The 16,001-nt window shown below is 49.7% G+C and carries 10 protein-coding genes and 1 pseudogene; 6 read left to right on the top strand and 5 right to left on the bottom strand.

The genetic code is table 11. The features are described 5' to 3' along the window. The first annotated feature begins 8 nt into the window (after positions 1-8). Both rpoC and mnmL read left to right on the top strand, forming a co-directional pair. Positions 9-4,289 carry a DNA-directed RNA polymerase subunit beta' gene (gene rpoC / locus U9S71_RS15715; RefSeq protein ID WP_326328554.1) on the top strand — a complete coding sequence of 1,427 codons (4,281 nt, stop codon included), beginning with the start codon at positions 9-11 and terminating at the stop codon, positions 4,287-4,289. 94 nt (positions 4,290-4,383) lie between these two features. Then, the gene (mnmL, locus tag U9S71_RS15710; protein ID WP_326328552.1) at positions 4,384-5,358 is read left to right on the top strand and encodes a tRNA modification radical SAM protein MnmL/YtqA; all 975 of its coding nucleotides are present in this window, start codon (positions 4,384-4,386) and stop codon (positions 5,356-5,358) included. On the opposite strand, the gene U9S71_RS15705 is transcribed toward mnmL, so the two are convergent. Next, entirely contained in the window at positions 5,319-5,786 is a 468-nt protein-coding gene (locus tag U9S71_RS15705; RefSeq protein ID WP_326328550.1) for a nucleoside triphosphate pyrophosphohydrolase family protein, read from the bottom strand. The genes mnmL and U9S71_RS15705 overlap by 40 nt on opposite strands. Beyond that, positions 5,783-6,511 (bottom strand): annotated as a pseudogene (locus tag U9S71_RS15700) (pseudouridine synthase); the annotation flags it as partial. The gene U9S71_RS15705 and the pseudogene U9S71_RS15700, both read right to left, overlap by 4 nt. Before the next feature lie 481 nt (positions 6,512-6,992). On the opposite strand from U9S71_RS15700, the gene U9S71_RS15695 reads away from it, so the two are divergent. After that, entirely contained in the window at positions 6,993-7,799 is an 807-nt protein-coding gene (locus tag U9S71_RS15695; protein WP_326328549.1) for a lytic transglycosylase domain-containing protein, read from the top strand. 21 nt (positions 7,800-7,820) lie between these two features. Here U9S71_RS15695 and lolA1 read toward each other — a convergent pair whose 3' ends face one another. Together lolA1 and U9S71_RS15685 are read right to left on the bottom strand one after the other, a co-directional pair. Beyond that, positions 7,821-8,477, bottom strand: coding sequence for an outer membrane lipoprotein periplasmic chaperone LolA1 (gene lolA1, locus U9S71_RS15690; RefSeq protein ID WP_326328547.1), 657 nt, complete (start codon positions 8,475-8,477; stop codon positions 7,821-7,823). A 17-nt stretch (positions 8,478-8,494) separates the two neighbouring features. Continuing rightward, on the bottom strand, positions 8,495-11,032 hold the full coding sequence (locus U9S71_RS15685; RefSeq protein WP_326328546.1) for an FtsK/SpoIIIE family DNA translocase: 2,538 nt from the start codon (positions 11,030-11,032) through the stop codon (positions 8,495-8,497). 211 nt (positions 11,033-11,243) lie between these two features. Between U9S71_RS15685 and U9S71_RS15680 the strand changes: the two genes are divergently transcribed. Beyond that, positions 11,244-11,981: a DUF4397 domain-containing protein gene (locus tag U9S71_RS15680; protein WP_326328545.1), complete on the top strand. Its 738-nt coding sequence runs from the start codon at positions 11,244-11,246 to the stop codon at positions 11,979-11,981. Between the two features lie 40 nt (positions 11,982-12,021). Here U9S71_RS15680 and tyrS read toward each other — a convergent pair whose 3' ends face one another. Beyond that, complete coding sequence (tyrS, locus tag U9S71_RS15675) at positions 12,022-13,305, bottom strand: tyrosine--tRNA ligase (RefSeq protein WP_326328544.1); 1,284 nt, start codon at positions 13,303-13,305, stop codon at positions 12,022-12,024. 124 nt (positions 13,306-13,429) lie between these two features. On the opposite strand from tyrS, the gene U9S71_RS15670 reads away from it, so the two are divergent. Together U9S71_RS15670 and U9S71_RS15665 are read left to right on the top strand one after the other, a co-directional pair. Beyond that, positions 13,430-14,104, top strand: coding sequence for a hypothetical protein (locus tag U9S71_RS15670; RefSeq protein WP_326328542.1), 675 nt, complete (start codon positions 13,430-13,432; stop codon positions 14,102-14,104). Positions 14,105-14,209: 105 nt separating this feature from the next. After that, the gene (locus U9S71_RS15665; RefSeq protein WP_326328541.1) at positions 14,210-15,916 is read left to right on the top strand and encodes an amino acid permease; all 1,707 of its coding nucleotides are present in this window, start codon (positions 14,210-14,212) and stop codon (positions 15,914-15,916) included. Positions 15,917-16,001: the final 85 nt, after the last annotated feature.

Raw genomic sequence — 16,001 nt, 5'->3', positions numbered from 1 at the left:
ACGAAAGTATGTCTTACAAAAAGGATAATAAGATAAAAAGCAACTTCACCTCCATTACGATTAGCTTGTCGTCGCCCGAGATCATTCTCGAGCGCTCAAGTGGCGAGGTGGTTAAACCGGAAACAATCAATTACCGGACGTATAAGCCGGAACGCGATGGTTTGTTCTGCGAACGTATTTTTGGTCCGGTAAAGGATTATGAGTGCCACTGCGGTAAGTATAAACGTATCCGGTATAAAGGGATCGTTTGCGACCGTTGCGGCGTGGAAGTAACCGAAAAGAAAGTGCGCCGTGAGCGCATGGGCCATATCAGTTTGGTGGTGCCTGTCGCCCACATCTGGTATTTCCGTTCCCTGCCCAATAAAATTGGCTACCTGCTGGGGCTTCCCACGAAGAAGCTCGATATGATTATCTACTACGAGCGATACGTGGTCATCCAGTCCGGCGTAAAGGAAGAGGACGGTATCAAGTACATGGATTTCCTTACGGAGGAAGAGTATCTCGATATTCTGGATACCTTGCCGAAAGAAAACCAGTTCCTCGACGATACCGATCCGCAGAAATTCATCGCTAAGATGGGAGCTGAAGCGCTTGAGGAATTGTTGAAACGCCTTAATCTCGACCAGCTCTCGTATGATTTGCGCCACCAAGCGGCCAACGAAACATCACAGCAGCGCAAAAACGAAGCGTTGAAACGCCTGCAAGTGGTTGAAGCGTTCCGCGGCTCGCGCGATCGGATAGAAAACCGGCCGGAATGGATGATCGTGAAAATCGTACCTATTATTCCGCCCGAGTTACGGCCACTGGTGCCTTTGGAAGGCGGTCGTTTCGCGACTTCCGACCTTAATGATTTATATCGCCGTGTCATCATCCGTAACAACCGGTTGAAGCGCTTGATGGAAATCAAGGCTCCGGAAGTGATTCTCCGTAATGAGAAGCGGATGTTGCAAGAAGCAGTAGACTCACTGTTTGATAACTCCCGCAAGGTGAATGCCGTGAAAACGGAAGGCAACCGGGCATTGAAATCGCTTTCCGACATCCTTAAAGGAAAGCAGGGCCGGTTCCGCCAGAACTTGTTGGGTAAACGTGTAGATTACTCTGCGCGTTCGGTTATCGTGGTAGGCCCAAACCTGAAACTGCATGAATGCGGTCTACCTAAAGACATGGCTGCCGAACTATACAAACCGTTCGTTATCCGTAAGATGATTGAGCGGGGTATTGTGAAAACGGTGAAATCCGCGAAGAAGATCGTAGACAGGAAAGATCCCGTGGTATGGGATATCCTTGAAAACGTATTGAAGGGACACCCCGTGTTGCTTAACCGGGCGCCAACACTGCACCGCTTGGGTATCCAGGCGTTTCAGCCGACACTGGTAGAAGGGAAAGCCATACAGCTCCATCCATTGGTGTGTACGGCATTCAACGCCGACTTTGACGGTGACCAGATGGCGGTACACTTGCCTTTGGGTAATGCGGCGATCCTGGAAGCACAGATATTGATGCTCGCATCGCATAACATCCTCAACCCGGCGAACGGTACACCGATTACGGTTCCTTCCCAAGACATGGTATTGGGGCTTTACTACATGACGAAAGGCCGCAAAACCGATGAAACTCGGGTAGTCAAAGGCGAAGGGATGACTTTCTACTCGGCCGAGGAAGTGATTATTGCGCACAACGAAAAGCAAATCGATTTGCACGCCTTTATCAAGGTGAAGACCAAGGTAAAGGGTGCGGACGGTAATATCGAAGAACGGGTCATCGAAACGACCGTTGGACGCGTATTGTTCAACCAGGTTGTTCCCGAAGAAATCGGGTATGTGAATGAGCTACTGACCAAGAAGTCGTTGCGGGACACTATCGGAAGAATAGTGAAAAATACCGGTATGGCACGTGCAGCTAAGTTCCTGGATGAAATCAAGGAGCTCGGTTTCCAGATGGCATTCAAGGGTGGACTTTCGTTCAACCTGCAGGATTTGAATATCCCGGATGCGAAGGTTGACCTGATTGAACAGGCGACAACAGAGGTTGAAGAGGTGATGAACAACTATAACATGGGCTTCATTACCAACAACGAACGGTATAACCAGATCATCGATATCTGGACCCGTATCAATAACCGGTTGACGGCAAACGTGATGGAGATTCTATCGACCGACAATCAAGGGTTCAACTCGGTGTATATGATGCTCGACTCTGGGGCCCGTGGTTCCAAAGAGCAGATCCGTCAGCTTTGCGGTATGCGGGGTTTGATGGCGAAGCCACAGAAATCAGGCTCGTCTGGCGGAGAGATTATCGAGAATCCTATCCTCTCTAACTTCAAAGAGGGGCTGTCTGTACTCGAATACTTCATCTCTACGCACGGTGCGCGTAAAGGTCTTGCGGATACGGCGTTGAAGACGGCGGATGCGGGTTACCTGACCCGTCGTTTGCATGATGTGGCCCAGGATATGATTGTGGTTGATGAAGACTGCGGTGGCTTGAGAGGTGTTTATACCACGGCATTGAAAGATAATGAAGACATTATCGAACCGTTGTATGATCGGATACTCGGCCGCGTATCGTTGCACGATGTATACGATCCGGTAACCGGTGATTTATTGGTCGCTGCCGATCAGGATATTGATGAAGGGGTTGCATCGAAAATCGAGCATTCTTCTGTTGAAGGATTGGAAATCCGCTCTGTATTGACTTGCGAGAGTCGGCGCGGTGTCTGTTCATTGTGTTATGGACGGAACCTTGCCACCGGTAAACGCGTACAGAAAGGCGAGGCTGTCGGTGTAATTGCTGCGCAGTCTATCGGTGAGCCGGGTACCCAGCTAACCCTCCGTACGTTCCACGTGGGTGGTACAGCATCCAACATTGCTGCGGAATCGCAGATATTCGCCAAATTTGACGGTATCGTTGAGTTGGAAAATATCCGATCGGTTCCACATGAGGGTGAAGAAGGCCCCGATCAGGTGGTTATCGGCCGTTCCGGCGAATTCCGGATTGTCGATCCCGAATCGAAGAAGGTATTGATGACTAACAATATCCCTTACGGTTCGTTCCTTTACGTCAATGCGGGCGATACGGTGGCAAAAGGCCAGCGTGTTTGCTCGTGGGATCCGTATAATGCGGTGATTATCTCCGAGTTCGGTGGTAAGGTTGAGTTTGAGTCCATTATCGAAGGTGTTACCTTCCGTGAGGAATCCGATGAGCAAACCGGACACCGTGAAAAGGTAATTATCGATACGCGTGATAAAACCAAGAATCCGGCGATTAAGATTCTCGATGGTAAAGGTGCGGTTATCCGTACATATAATATCCCGGTTGGCGCACACGTCTCGGTAAATGACGGCGTTACGGTAAAAGAAGGGGTAATTCTCGCTAAGATTCCGCGTTCGACGGGTAAGACGCGCGATATTACGGGTGGTTTACCACGTGTTACCGAGCTGTTCGAAGCACGTAACCCATCTAACCCTGCTGTTGTAACTGAAATAGACGGTGTGGTAACGTTGGGCGGTGTGAAGCGTGGTAACCGTGAAATATCCATCGAATCGCGCGACGGACAGATCAAGAAATACTTGGTGCCGTTGTCAAAGCATATTCTCGTTCAGGACAACGACTTTGTAAAGGCCGGTATGCCGCTGTCGGACGGATCGATTTCTCCCGCCGATATCCTTGCTATCAAAGGCCCTTCGGCCGTGCAGGAGTACCTCGTTAATGGTATACAGGAAGTTTACCGTCTGCAAGGGGTAAAAATCAACGATAAGCATTTCGAGACCATTGTGCACCAAATGATGCAGAAGGTTGAAATCGCTGATCCGGGCGACACACGGTTCCTGGAAAGACAAGCGGTAAGCCGCTGGGATTTCGTTGAAGAGAATGACGATATTTACGACAAGAAAGTGGTCGTGGATGAGGGCGATTCCGAAGAACTGAAACCAGGGCAGATTGTGTCGATGCGTAAATTACGGGACGTGAATTCCGGATTGAAACGACGCGATTTGAAATTGGTTGAGGTACGCGACGCGATACCTGCTACATCGAGCCCCTTGTTGCAGGGAATTACCCGTGCGTCGTTGGGAACGAAGTCGTTCATCTCGGCGGCATCCTTCCAGGAAACCACCAAGGTGCTGAACGAAGCATCTATCGCGGGCAAACGCGACAACCTCCTCGGCTTGAAAGAGAATGTCATCGTGGGTCACTTGATTCCTTCGGGAACAGGCTTACGCGACTACGAGGGCATCATTGTAGGGTCCCAAGAGGAATACGACCAATTGCTGGCTTCCAAAGAGGAAGATTAATCGGTGATTGGATCGATTGGTGACTAATAGTTAATTAATTCAAAACCGCCGGGGTATACCCGGCGGTTTTTTTTAACGTATCTTTGCACCCATCATGGGAACACTCCTCGATATCGGGCAGAAGCCTTATAATCATTACGGCGCGCACCTACGCGCTAAATACGATGGCAAGCGGGTATTCAAAATCATTGTAGACGGTCAATTCACCTGTCCGAACCGTGACGGAAGTAAAGGTTTTGGGGGGTGCACGTATTGCAATGTAGACTCATTTACGCCCGATTCGGCACGGAAGCTGCCTACAATCCGCGAACAGGTCGAGGAAGGTATCCAGCGGGCGGTAAATGGTTACGGGGCGGAGAAATTCATCATTTATTTCCAACCCAACACCAACACGTATGCGCCCGTTCATTACCTCAAAGCGATGTATGACGAGGCGCTTAGCGTGGCACCGGAACATGTGGTCGGCTTATCTGTAGGTACGCGCCCCGATTGCATTGACTTTGAAAAAGTTGTCTTGCTCGAAAGCTATACCGATCGCTATGACGTGGATTTGGAGATGGGTATGGAGTCCATCTATGATGAAACATTAAATAGGATCAACCGCGGATGTTCCCATCAGGAACTGGAGACAGCCCTAGGGCTTGTAAAGGGGAGTCCGTTGGATATCTGTGTGCATACCATTTTTGGATTCCCGTGGGAAACCCGCGAGATGATGCTGCGGTATGCCGATGAAATTAATCGGTTTCCCCAGATCAAGTTTGTGAAACTCCATCACCTCCATGTTGTGGAAGGTTCAATCATGGGGGTGCACTATAAGCGCGAACCATTCCATGTGTTCAGCTTGGAAGAATACACGGATTTCCTCTGCCAGTTTATTCCATTACTGCGTCCCGATATCGTCGTCCAGCGACTATTTGGGTTGGCGGACCAAGAACTGTTGATTGCCCCGAATTGGGGAAAGGGCAAATCGGCAATCCAGACATACATCGACAAAGAATTAGAGCGCCGAGGCGCCTTCCAGGGCAGTAATTACGAGCCCAATATCCCTTTCAGGTCGGCAGGGGAGTAGTAGACCGATTTAAGTGTCTTACGGTCTTCCGTACGGTAAACGAGGTAATGGCCGTCTGCTTCTTCGTAATAGCATGGTACCCCCTTATTTTGGTAATGGGCAACGGTCTCTTCGGCTTCCTGTACCGTTTTGCACGCTTTGCTCATGTTCGAGCGCTGTACTTCGTCAAACAGCTCACCGAATTTATCGGCCAATCCAAACTCCAGTACGGCACCCGACAATACGTATTGCAGATCACACAGCGCGTCAGCTACCTCTGTGAGGTCTCGGGCAGCAATCGCCTCCTCCAATTCATTGAGCTCTTCAGCAAGGAGGGCTACCCGCAATTTACAACGATTTTCGTTTGGGATCGTTGGCTCGGGGAGCACAGGATGTTTAAATGTTTTGTGGAAAGCTGCTACGGACGTAAGGGATTTCGGATCTGTCATGATGTTTTGATAAAGTGTTTGAGTTGGATGATTTCCTTTTCTTCAAGATAGCGCCACCGCCCACGGGGGAGGTCCTTTTTGGTGAGGTTTGCATACACTACCCGGTCGAGCCGGATAACGTCATAACCAAGATGCTCGAAAATACGTCTCACGATCCGGTTTTTGCCGCTATGGATCTGCACGCCCACTTCACGTTTACTGGCGCCTTGCACGTAGCTAACGGCATCGGGTTTCACGAAACCGTCTTCCAGTTCCAAACCGAAGGTGATTTTATTCAAGTCGCCCTGGGTCAGGTTTTTATCCAGCTCCACGTTATATATCTTGGCCACGTTATTGCGTGGGTGGGAAAGTTTATCAGCTAAATTACCGTCATTGGTCAACAAGAGTAAGCCCGTGGTATTGCGGTCTAGCCTGCCCACCGGGTAAATCCGCTCGCGGGTGGCCTTAGCCACCAACTGCATCACCGTGCGTCTTTCTTGGGGGTCGTCTGTCGTCGTAATATAGTCTTTGGGTTTGTTCAGCAGAACGTAAACCATCTTCTCCCTGCGCAGTCGCTCCCCATTGTAGCGTACCTCATCTTTGGCTGGATCTACTTTGCTGCCCAACTCGGTAACGACTTCGCCATTGACCGAAACTACGCCAGCCTCTATAAGTTCGTCGGCCTTCCGTCTGGAGCAGACGCCCGCATTGGCTATGTATCGGTTGAGGCGTATGAGCCCGTCGTCTTTGCGTTCCACAACGTTATGTTGCTTCGTGCGCACATCTGTACGCTCGCGCCGCTTTTTTGAGGGGTCATATGGCTTGTTGCCGTAAGTGCCCCGACCCGGTTTATCCCCCCGCGTTTCATTTCCGGGTGTATCGGGGCTACGGAACTTGCGGCCTTTCGCTTTTGAGTAGTCGGAGGTTGATTTGCGCCGGCGATTGGAGTTGTCATCGCGACTATTCCTTTTGTTACTAAATGGCATGATTTTTACCGTAAAAAATGTAAGCTGCAAAAGTAATCAAAAAATACGGGTTAAAAGGCCTATCACTCTTTATTCACGGAAAAATAACCCGAAAAGATACGTTAAAATTTGTTAAAGTACAATGTGTGATTTTGTAACTGTTTGTATATTAATAAAATAATTTTTACTTTTGTCGCCAGCTTTTTAGATCAAGCAACTTATCGTGTCGTTTATGGCCATTAAGTTGCAGAAAAGGGTTTGAATGATAAAAAAACAACTGCTCTGTTTCGGTGCGGTTTTAGTAATGGTGTCGCTCTTCAAGCTGTACACCTATGAAGTATCAGCCGATGAGCTGCATACGACAACATGGTCTGACGATTCGTTGGCTCAACGAATACTGATGCAAGCGGATATCAGCGCCATCCGAAACACACCTTATTTTGCATCCCTGTCTTTTGCTGACGAAAATGTGCCGTTGGGCGACCAGCATATTGAAGAGAAGATGATGCGTTATCTCCGCGAATTTTCATACGCTAAGCGTCGCTCCCATGGGTTGCATCGCAAAGCCGTGCACGCGTTACCCAAGGTAGCCGCCATTTTGCGTACATACGGCGTTCCGGAAGATTTCAAGTATGTTCCCTTGGTTGAAAGTGGCTTTACCAGTGGTACCACATCGCACCGCGGTGCTTCGGGCTATTGGCAGTTTATGCCTGCTACGGCCAGGTCATTTGGGCTGCGGGTGGATAGTGTGGTTGACGAACGGCAGAGCATTGAGAAATCTACCGTTGCGGCAGCGAAATACATTAAGGCTTTGTACCGTGAGTTTAACAGCTGGACGTTGGTTGCCGCAGCCTTCAATATCGGCGAGGGTAATCTTTTACGTGCAATCAACAGGCAGCGGGAAGACAACTACTTCCGGTTGAAACTGAACAAGGAGACCGGAAGCTATGTGTATAAGCTCATCTCGGTGAAGGAAATCATCGAGCATCCCAACCTACATGGCTACCGCCGCAGCGGCGTCCGTTTGGCCGACGCCTCATCGCCGGCTTCATTTGAAAACAACCTGTAGACCCTCTTGGTGCGGGAGGCCTCAGCGGAGGTCCACGATCTCCATATCGGGATAATTAGCTTTCTGGAAAATAAAGTGCTTATCTGCGAAAGGAGGATTAGCTTTGGCGTGGGTGATGGTGTAGACAAATTGATGCCCACCTTTGTCGAAAACAGTAACGTCATGTATCTGATAGGTCCGTTCATCTACACGCAGTTTGATCTTGAAATAGGCGGCATTCACCTCTTCGGGCGTCAGTTCAATAACAGCTAGCTTCTTGCCGCCAGCTTGCTCGTTGGCAGCAGATACATACTTATACCCCGCTTTATAGAACGAAAAGATATTAGCGGGCGAAATCGCGTCAGAGGCGGGGGAAACTTCGGTTACCTGAACCTCTCCGATGTCTTTCAGTACCATCCATTGCGTCTTTCCATCACTGATGATTTCTTCGTTGCCGGTGGTGATGTGATATTTGCCTGCTGATTTGTCCATCGCAATCGTGCCCGATTCCGTATGGGTCACTTGTTGTGCTTGTTTAACCCTTAGCGAAAAGTCCGCCTGAATGGTCTTGTACGCGTCATAAGTTTGGCTGACCTTGTCGAGCAGTTTTTTTGCAGCCGCGTCGGTTTGCGCATGTCCTGGGAGCGCCATGCTGACCACGATTGCCAGTATAATGGCTTTATATATGGGGTTATTCATTCGAAAACAATTTATCACTAACCTTCTTTCTTCAACCCATCCAAAAACTGTTCCAATGAATATTCGTCGGGGAATAGCACTTCCCGCGCCTTGCTCCCCTCAAACGGTCCAACAATGCCCGCGGCCTCCAGCTGATCGATGATGCGCCCGGCGCGGTTATATCCCAGCTTAAGCTTGCGTTGGATAAGGGAGGTAGACCCTTGCTGATGGAGCACCACCAGTCGCGCGGCGTCTTCAAACATCGCGTCGCGGTCGGCCATATCGAAATCGCCGCCGCCGCCTTCACCATCTTCACCCACGTACTCGGGTAGGAGGAAGGCCGAAGGGTAGCCCCGCTGATTGCCTATAAAGTCGGATATTTCCTCCACTTCAGGCGTGTCTACAAACGCACATTGTATCCGGATAAGGTCGCTGCCGGTAGAAAGTAACATGTCGCCACGACCAATAAGCTGGTCTGCGCCCCCCGAGTCGAGGATGGTGCGCGAATCCACTTTAGAGAGCACCCGGAAGGCCAATCGCGCCGGGAAGTTAGCTTTGATGGTACCGGTGATGATGTTTACGGAGGGGCGCTGTGTGGCGATCACCAAGTGTATACCTACGGCACGCGCCAATTGCGCCAGCCGTGCTATGGGTGTTTCCACTTCCTTGCCGGCTGTCATCATCAGGTCGGCAAACTCGTCGACAATCAGCACAATGAAGGGTAGGAACCGATGTCCTTCTTCGGGATTGAGTCGCCGATTCACAAATTTCTGGTTGTACTCCTTAAGGTTACGTACCTGTCCGTTCTTCAACAGGTCGTACCGAGCATCCATTTCGATACACAGCGAATTGAGCGTATTGATTACCTTTTTAGTATCGGTAATGATGGCATCTTCCTCGTCCGGCAGCTTTGCCAGGAAATGGCGCTCGATTTTTCTGAACAGCGATAGCTCCACCTTTTTCGGGTCGACCAGAACGAATTTAAGTTCTGCCGGGTGTTTCTTATAGAGCAATGAGGTGAGGATAGCGTTAATACCTACAGACTTGCCCTGGCCGGTCGCCCCTGCTACGAGCAAGTGAGGCATTTTGGCAAGGTCGGCGATATACACTTCGTTTGATATGGTACGGCCCAAGGCGATGGGTAGGTCCATGTCCGTATGCTGGAATTTCTCAGTGGCCAATACAGACCGCATGGATACCATTTCGGGGTGGCTGTTGGGTACTTCAATGCCGATGGTTCCCTTGCCCGGCATGGGGGCAATGATGCGGATACCCAACGCGGCCAAGCTCAGGGCAATATCGTCTTCAAGGTTTTTTATCTTAGAAATACGCACCCCCGGTTTGGGGATGATTTCATACAATGTAACCGTAGGGCCGATGGTTGCCTTGATTTTGGAGATTTCGATGTTGTAGTTGCCCAGCGTATCTACAATTTTATCTTTATTGGCTTCCAGCTCGTTATTGTTCACCGTAATCTTACCCGATCCGTAGTCGCGCAGCAAGTCGAGGGTCGGGTACTGGTAGCCCGATAAGTCGAGTTTGGGGTCATATTGCCCTACTTTTTCCACCAGCTCGTCCGCCGTATTGGGTTTTTCTTCCTTAATGGCAGCAACGGTCAGTGCCGGTGTTTTGAGTTCATTTTTTGCTTCCGGTTTTTCGGTGGTTTCTTCTACCGTAAAATCGGGGGTTGTATCGTCCTCAACCGGCTGCGGTTTGGGGGCATTGACGTTTTGTTGCAATTTTTCGTCTTCTTGCTCCGCTTCCTTAGCACGGTTTAAGCTGAATTCCACGGGGTCCACCCGATATTCCGACTCCCGCGCATAACGTTCCTCATTGCGCAGGGTGTTCGCATCTGCGGTCGGATCCGCTGTTAAGGTGCTGGTATCGCTACGCCGGGGCGTCCATTTGAAATCGAAATTGAACAGAATGATGAGCACCGTAAAGATGGTGAAAATCAAGAGACCAGCAACGCCGGCGGTGCCGATTTGCGCTTCGAGCAACCTGTTGGACCAAAAACCAAATGCACCCTCTAAAAAATGCGGGTAATCGCTGACAAACCCATGGATAAAGCCGAGTGTGACGGAAAGAAAAACCAATGAAAACAATGCGTAGCCCAATACTTTCCATGTGGAGATGATCTTTACCTTGAATAGCAGTCGATAGCCGATAATGAACAATATACCGACAAAGAGGAAAGAGGCCACGCCAAACCACTTGTAGATAAACTGGTGTGCGAGGAGCGCCCCCACTTTGCCCATCCAATTCTGTACAACAGGGTTCTCTATGCCTGCCAATGCTAGCTCCTCACGCGTTTTGAAAAGTGTATCCCAGCCACCGTTCGCCGCCGAAACGTAGCTTTGATCTTCTTTCCAGGTAAATAAGTAAGATATGAATGCGATAAGGCAATAAACGGAGAGAATAAGCAAAAACAAGCCAACTATCTTTATGGCTTTACTGCCAAAAATACCGACAGACCTCGAACTTGGCGATTTCGATACACGTTTTTTTCGTCGGGCAGGCTGGCCCTCCGTGTCATTTCGACTATTTTTTTTGAATGAGTTCGCTTTTCCGGACATCTAAAACACACGTTTTGTTTGAGACAAACTTACGTATTTTTTGCCGATTATCGACCGTGGTGCATCGTGGCGCAGCAACCTAACGACAACCCTATCGTTTCCGGTTTTTTGCGCCGGTGTAGCATCCTGGCCAATTGGCTCGTTATTTTTCGAGGAGTGCGTTTTCGGACGCTGGGTTGATTGGTTTTTTTTTGAGCATGACTGAAGTGAGATGAGGCAAATCGGAAAGGTATGGATAGGTAGGTGGTTTTTCGCTATCATGATGGTGGTAACGAGTGCGCAGTTGGGCGGGTGTCTTAAAGACGACAACGAACTATATCGGGTTTCGGCCGTACGGGCATTGAATGCCGTACCCGGTTCGACGCAACTGGATGTCTTCTTGGATCGCAACAAGTTTAATTTCGACGATGACCTCCGACAAGACGAGGCGTTTGCCTATATGGATTCGGTGCCCTATAAAAACGCATGGCCAAACAATCGGGTGGTGAGTATCGTCGATTCTGCCGATTACCCCCATGCTAAACCGCTCGTACAAAAAACGGTGAACTTTATTCCCGGTAGATTTTATTCCCTATATGTGGTGGGATACGACGAGTTGGATGTGTTGTATATCGAAGACGACCTGACGAGCCCAACAGAAGGGGAGGCGAAGGTCCGGTTTGCCCATTTAAGTCCCGATGCACCTGTGCTGGACTTCGAGGTCGAGACGGGTACCGACGACCCCTTGCGCATCGCCGATAAGGCATTCAAGGAGACCACGGCTTTTGTGGCTGTAGATGGCAACGTCGCTTACGAAGTCAATTTCATCGAGCACAGCAGTGGAGATGTGTTGCATTCGTTCGAATTTACACCCGAGACAGGAATGATTTACACCGTTTGGGTACGGGGTTTAAAAGACAATACCGGCGATGCCGCATTGGACTTTGGCCACGGGATCTCTACCCATTAGGGTAGCCGATTTTCTCCATACCCCGAGCGGCAGCGGTTTTTTATTCCGCAATCAACAGGAAGTAATTTTTCTTGCCGCGCTGAACAATCAAGTACCTGTCGTTCACCAGATCGCCCACACGAAACGCTTGCGTACTGTCGCTGATTTTGCGTTTGTTGACGGATACGCCCCCGCCCTGTATCATTTTGCGGGCCTCGCTCTTCGAAGAAAAAACGGTGCTATCAACAGATAATAAATCCAATAGGGGTACACCCGCATCCAATGAACTTCGCGAAATGTTGAACTGGGGTACGCCGTCAAATACGTCCAGTACGGCAGTATGCGACAGGCTTTCCAGGAATTCGAGTGAACCATTGCCAAACAGGAAGTCGGACGTTTTCACCGCGGTTTCATAATCGGCTTCCGAATGGGTGCGGATGGTGATATCTTTAGCCAATGCTTTTTGAACCACCCGTAAGTGGGGTGCTGCGCTGTGCTCCGTTATAAGCGCGTCTATTTCTGCTTTCGATTTCAGTGTAAAGATTTTGATCCAGTTTGTTGCATCTTCGTCGCTGGCGTTGAGCCAAAACTGATAATATTTGTATGGCGACGTTTTTTCGGGGTCGAGCCATACCGCCCCGCTTTCCGTTTTGCCAAATTTGTTGCCATCGGCTTTCTTGATGAGCTGGGTGGTGAGGCCATAAGCCGTGCCACTTTCTTTACGACGGATGAGCTCCGTTCCGGTAACGATGTTGCCCCACTGGTCCGACCCGCCCATCTGGAGGGCACAGTTGTGATTTTTCCATAGGTAGAAGAAATCGTAGCCTTGTATCAATTGGTAAGAAAACTCCGTAAATGAAAGCCCATTTTCGCCTTCAAGCCGCTTTTTTACCGAATCTTTGGCCATCATGTAGTTTACGGTAAGGTGCTTGCCCACATCGCGGATAAAATCCAAAAACCCGAATCCCTTGAACCAGTCGTAATTATTGACCATCGTTGCGCCATGCTCGCCCTCGGAAAAATCGAGGAACTTCGCCAGCTGCTTTTTCAGGCAGGCCACATTATGTGCCAACGTGTCTTCATCCAAGAGATTGCGCTCGGCCGACTTCCCAGAGGGGTCGCCCACCATACCCGTAGCGCCTCCTACCAACGCTACCGGCCGATGGCCCGCCCGCTGGAAGTGGATAAGGGTCATCAATTGGGTCAGGTGGCCCACATGCAGCGAATCGCCGGTAGGGTCGAAACCAATATATCCTGCTGTTTTTTCTTTGAGTAATTGCTCTTCAGTGCCGGGTATGATATCATGCAGCATACCCCGCCAACGTAATTCTTCAACGAAACCCATGGTCATTTTAACTATTCAGTGCTGTCATCAATATGACGGCAAAGATAGCAGAATGCGCCGTAAATTATGAGGTAAATTCACTACCTTGGCGCAATAAGTGTTGATTGTGCATAAAGTGAGCCGCATGAATTTCCTTTCACATTATTATTTCGAACGATATAGCCGCAACCCCGAGCTGGTGTTGGGATGCGTGCTGCCCGATTTAATTAAAAATGCGGATAAGGACATTAATGTGTTGCCACATAAGCACGAAAGCCATTTTGATGGTAACCCAAAACTTGCAGCCATTTACCGTGGCTGGGGCCGCCATGTTGAGGCCGACCGCTACTTTCATAATGCGCCGTTTTTCTATACCCATACGCACGAGCTGAAAGCGCTGTTGGCACCCGCGGTGGCCGATACGCCGATAAGGCCTTCGTTCTTGTCGCACATTGCCTTGGAACTGTTGCTCGACCACCTGTTGCTTCATCACCAGGCCGTGCATGAGTCCGATTTTTACGAATGCTTGGCTGCCGCAGACCGTGATGCGATTGCGCGTTTCCTGAAGTTTTGCGACGTACAAGACACCACCTTTTTCTTCACTTATTTCAACAGTTTCATGCGGGCGCAGTATATCGGGAGCTACCGGCATTTTGACCAGATTACCTATGCCGTCATCAATATCTGCCGTCGACTTTGGGATGTACAGCTTTCGATTTCCCAGCAACAGCGCATGACCGAGGCATTTGCACATTATGCAACCGAGTTGGATCGCAGTTTCCGGTCTATTTTTGATGATCTCGAAACACACCTTTCTTAATATCCAGTTGATTTACGTGCAAAATATATCGCCGACGCGGTTGTGATAAAATATTTTTTTTATGTTTGAACCGTTGGTAGTATATCTAAACCAATAATTACCGATATGGCACACAAACTTTTTCGCAAAAAAACCGTAGAACAGATCCTCAGTGCATCGGCCAAGACCGGCGGTCTGGAGAAGGTATTGGGTGTGCGCGACCTGGTGTCGCTTGGCGTCGCTGCGATTGTTGGGGCAGGCATATTCAGCACCATCGGTCTGGCCAGCTTTAATGGCGGTCCGGCGGTTTCATTATTATTTGTTTTTGTAGCGATAGCCTGTGTGTTTACGGCCCTTTCTTATGCTCAGTTTGCCAGTACGGTACCGGTTTCGGGCAGTGCCTACACGTATGCGTACGTGGCCTTTGGCGAATTGTTCGCCTGGATTATCGGGTGGGCGCTCATCCTGGAGTATGCGGTTTCCAATATGGTGGTAGCCATCTCGTGGTCGCAGTATTTTGTCAGTATGCTCGGCGGGTTCGGTATTCACCTGCCGGGATGGATGACGATGGCGCCCGCATACGCGTCGGAAGCGTTTGTTCGGTTGCAAGAGCAGGGGATAGACGCACTGTCGGCGGCCGACCGAACGGCGGCGATGGCATATGAGCAGGCCCCCCGGTTCGGAGATATCCCGATTATATTTGACCTGCCCGCTGGCCTGATCACCTTTTTGGTCACCTGGTTGGTTTATATCGGCATCAAGGAGTCGCGGACGGCGAGCAATGTCATGGTAATGATTAAGATCGGTGTGATTCTGTTCGTTATATTCGGCGGTGCCTTCTTCGTGAAGCCCGAAAATTGGGTGCCGTTTGCCCCCAATGGGGTGGAGGGGGTGCTGAGTGGTGTGGCTGCCGTGTTTTTTGCGTTTATCGGTTTCGATTCGATATCCACTACAGCCGAAGAATGCAAGAACCCCCAGCGCGACCTGCCCAAAGCCATGATTTTATGCCTGCTGATCTGTGCTGTCCTGTACATTTTTATTACCCTGGTGCTAACGGGGATGGTCAATTATACCGAACTGAATGTGAAGGACCCCCTGTCGTTTGTTTTCGAGTATGTGGGGGTAGACTACATGGCCGGTATCGTATCGGTAACGTCGGTGGTGGCCATTACCAGTGCTTTATTGGTCTTCCAGCTTGCACAGCCACGTATTTGGATGACCATGAGCCGCGATGGGTTGCTCTGGAAACGGTTTGCAACGATCCACCCGAAGTATAAGACACCATCCTTTGCAACGGTGGTGACGGGTTTTATGGTGGCCGTACCGGCCCTGTTTTTCAAGATGGACTTTTTCGTTGACCTCACCAGTGTGGGTACATTTTTCGCATTTATTCTGGTGTGTTCGGGCGTGCTGTATATGGATTATTCGGGCATCTCCAAGCAGTCGAAATTCAAGGTGCCTTATATTAACGGGCGTTATCTCATCACTGCTAGCCTGTTGGTGGCGGTCTATGCGGTTTACCTTTTTGGGCAAGACGCCGTTGCCGAGTGGCGGAGCATGTCTCTTGCCGAAATCCTTGAACATAAATTGCTCATCATCATCTTCTGGTTGGTGTGGGTGGTCCTCTGTATCATGGGCTACCGGCATCGATTCTCCCTATTGCCTGTTGCCGGTATTCTGGTAAACCTTTACCTGATGTCGCAGTTGGGAGCGAGCAATTGGTTCATTTTCCTGGTATGGCTGGCTATCGGCTTGGTGGTGTATTTCGGCTACGGCTATCGGCACTCTAAACTCAACGCGGCTTCTGCCGACGAAACATCGATGGGTATGTGATATATAAGCAGCATATCATGGGCCTGCCGCAGGGGACAACGTACCATTTTGTTAAAAATTGTTAAATTGATAAAAAAACCTATAT

The organism is Parapedobacter flavus, assembly GCF_035818675.1.
Taxonomy (GTDB): Bacteria; Bacteroidota; Bacteroidia; order Sphingobacteriales; family Sphingobacteriaceae; genus Parapedobacter; species Parapedobacter flavus.
Note: the sequence above shows the minus strand (reverse complement) of the source record. Positions and strands in the feature narration are given on the sequence as shown.

What these genes read in the sequence shown, in the direction of transcription:
- rpoC (WP_326328554.1), top strand. Translation starts at nt 9, where the DNA reads ATGTCTTACAAAAAGGATAATAAGATAAAAAGCAACTTCACCTCCATT.
- mnmL (WP_326328552.1), top strand. Translation starts at nt 4,384, where the DNA reads ATGGGAACACTCCTCGATATCGGGCAGAAGCCTTATAATCATTACGGC.
- U9S71_RS15705 (WP_326328550.1), bottom strand. Translation starts at nt 5,786, where the DNA reads ATGACAGATCCGAAATCCCTTACGTCCGTAGCAGCTTTCCACAAAACA.
- U9S71_RS15695 (WP_326328549.1), top strand. Translation starts at nt 6,993, where the DNA reads ATGATAAAAAAACAACTGCTCTGTTTCGGTGCGGTTTTAGTAATGGTG.
- lolA1 (WP_326328547.1), bottom strand. Translation starts at nt 8,477, where the DNA reads ATGAATAACCCCATATATAAAGCCATTATACTGGCAATCGTGGTCAGC.
- U9S71_RS15685 (WP_326328546.1), bottom strand. Translation starts at nt 11,032, where the DNA reads ATGTCCGGAAAAGCGAACTCATTCAAAAAAAATAGTCGAAATGACACG.
- U9S71_RS15680 (WP_326328545.1), top strand. Translation starts at nt 11,244, where the DNA reads ATGAGGCAAATCGGAAAGGTATGGATAGGTAGGTGGTTTTTCGCTATC.
- tyrS (WP_326328544.1), bottom strand. Translation starts at nt 13,305, where the DNA reads ATGGGTTTCGTTGAAGAATTACGTTGGCGGGGTATGCTGCATGATATC.
- U9S71_RS15670 (WP_326328542.1), top strand. Translation starts at nt 13,430, where the DNA reads ATGAATTTCCTTTCACATTATTATTTCGAACGATATAGCCGCAACCCC.
- U9S71_RS15665 (WP_326328541.1), top strand. Translation starts at nt 14,210, where the DNA reads ATGGCACACAAACTTTTTCGCAAAAAAACCGTAGAACAGATCCTCAGT.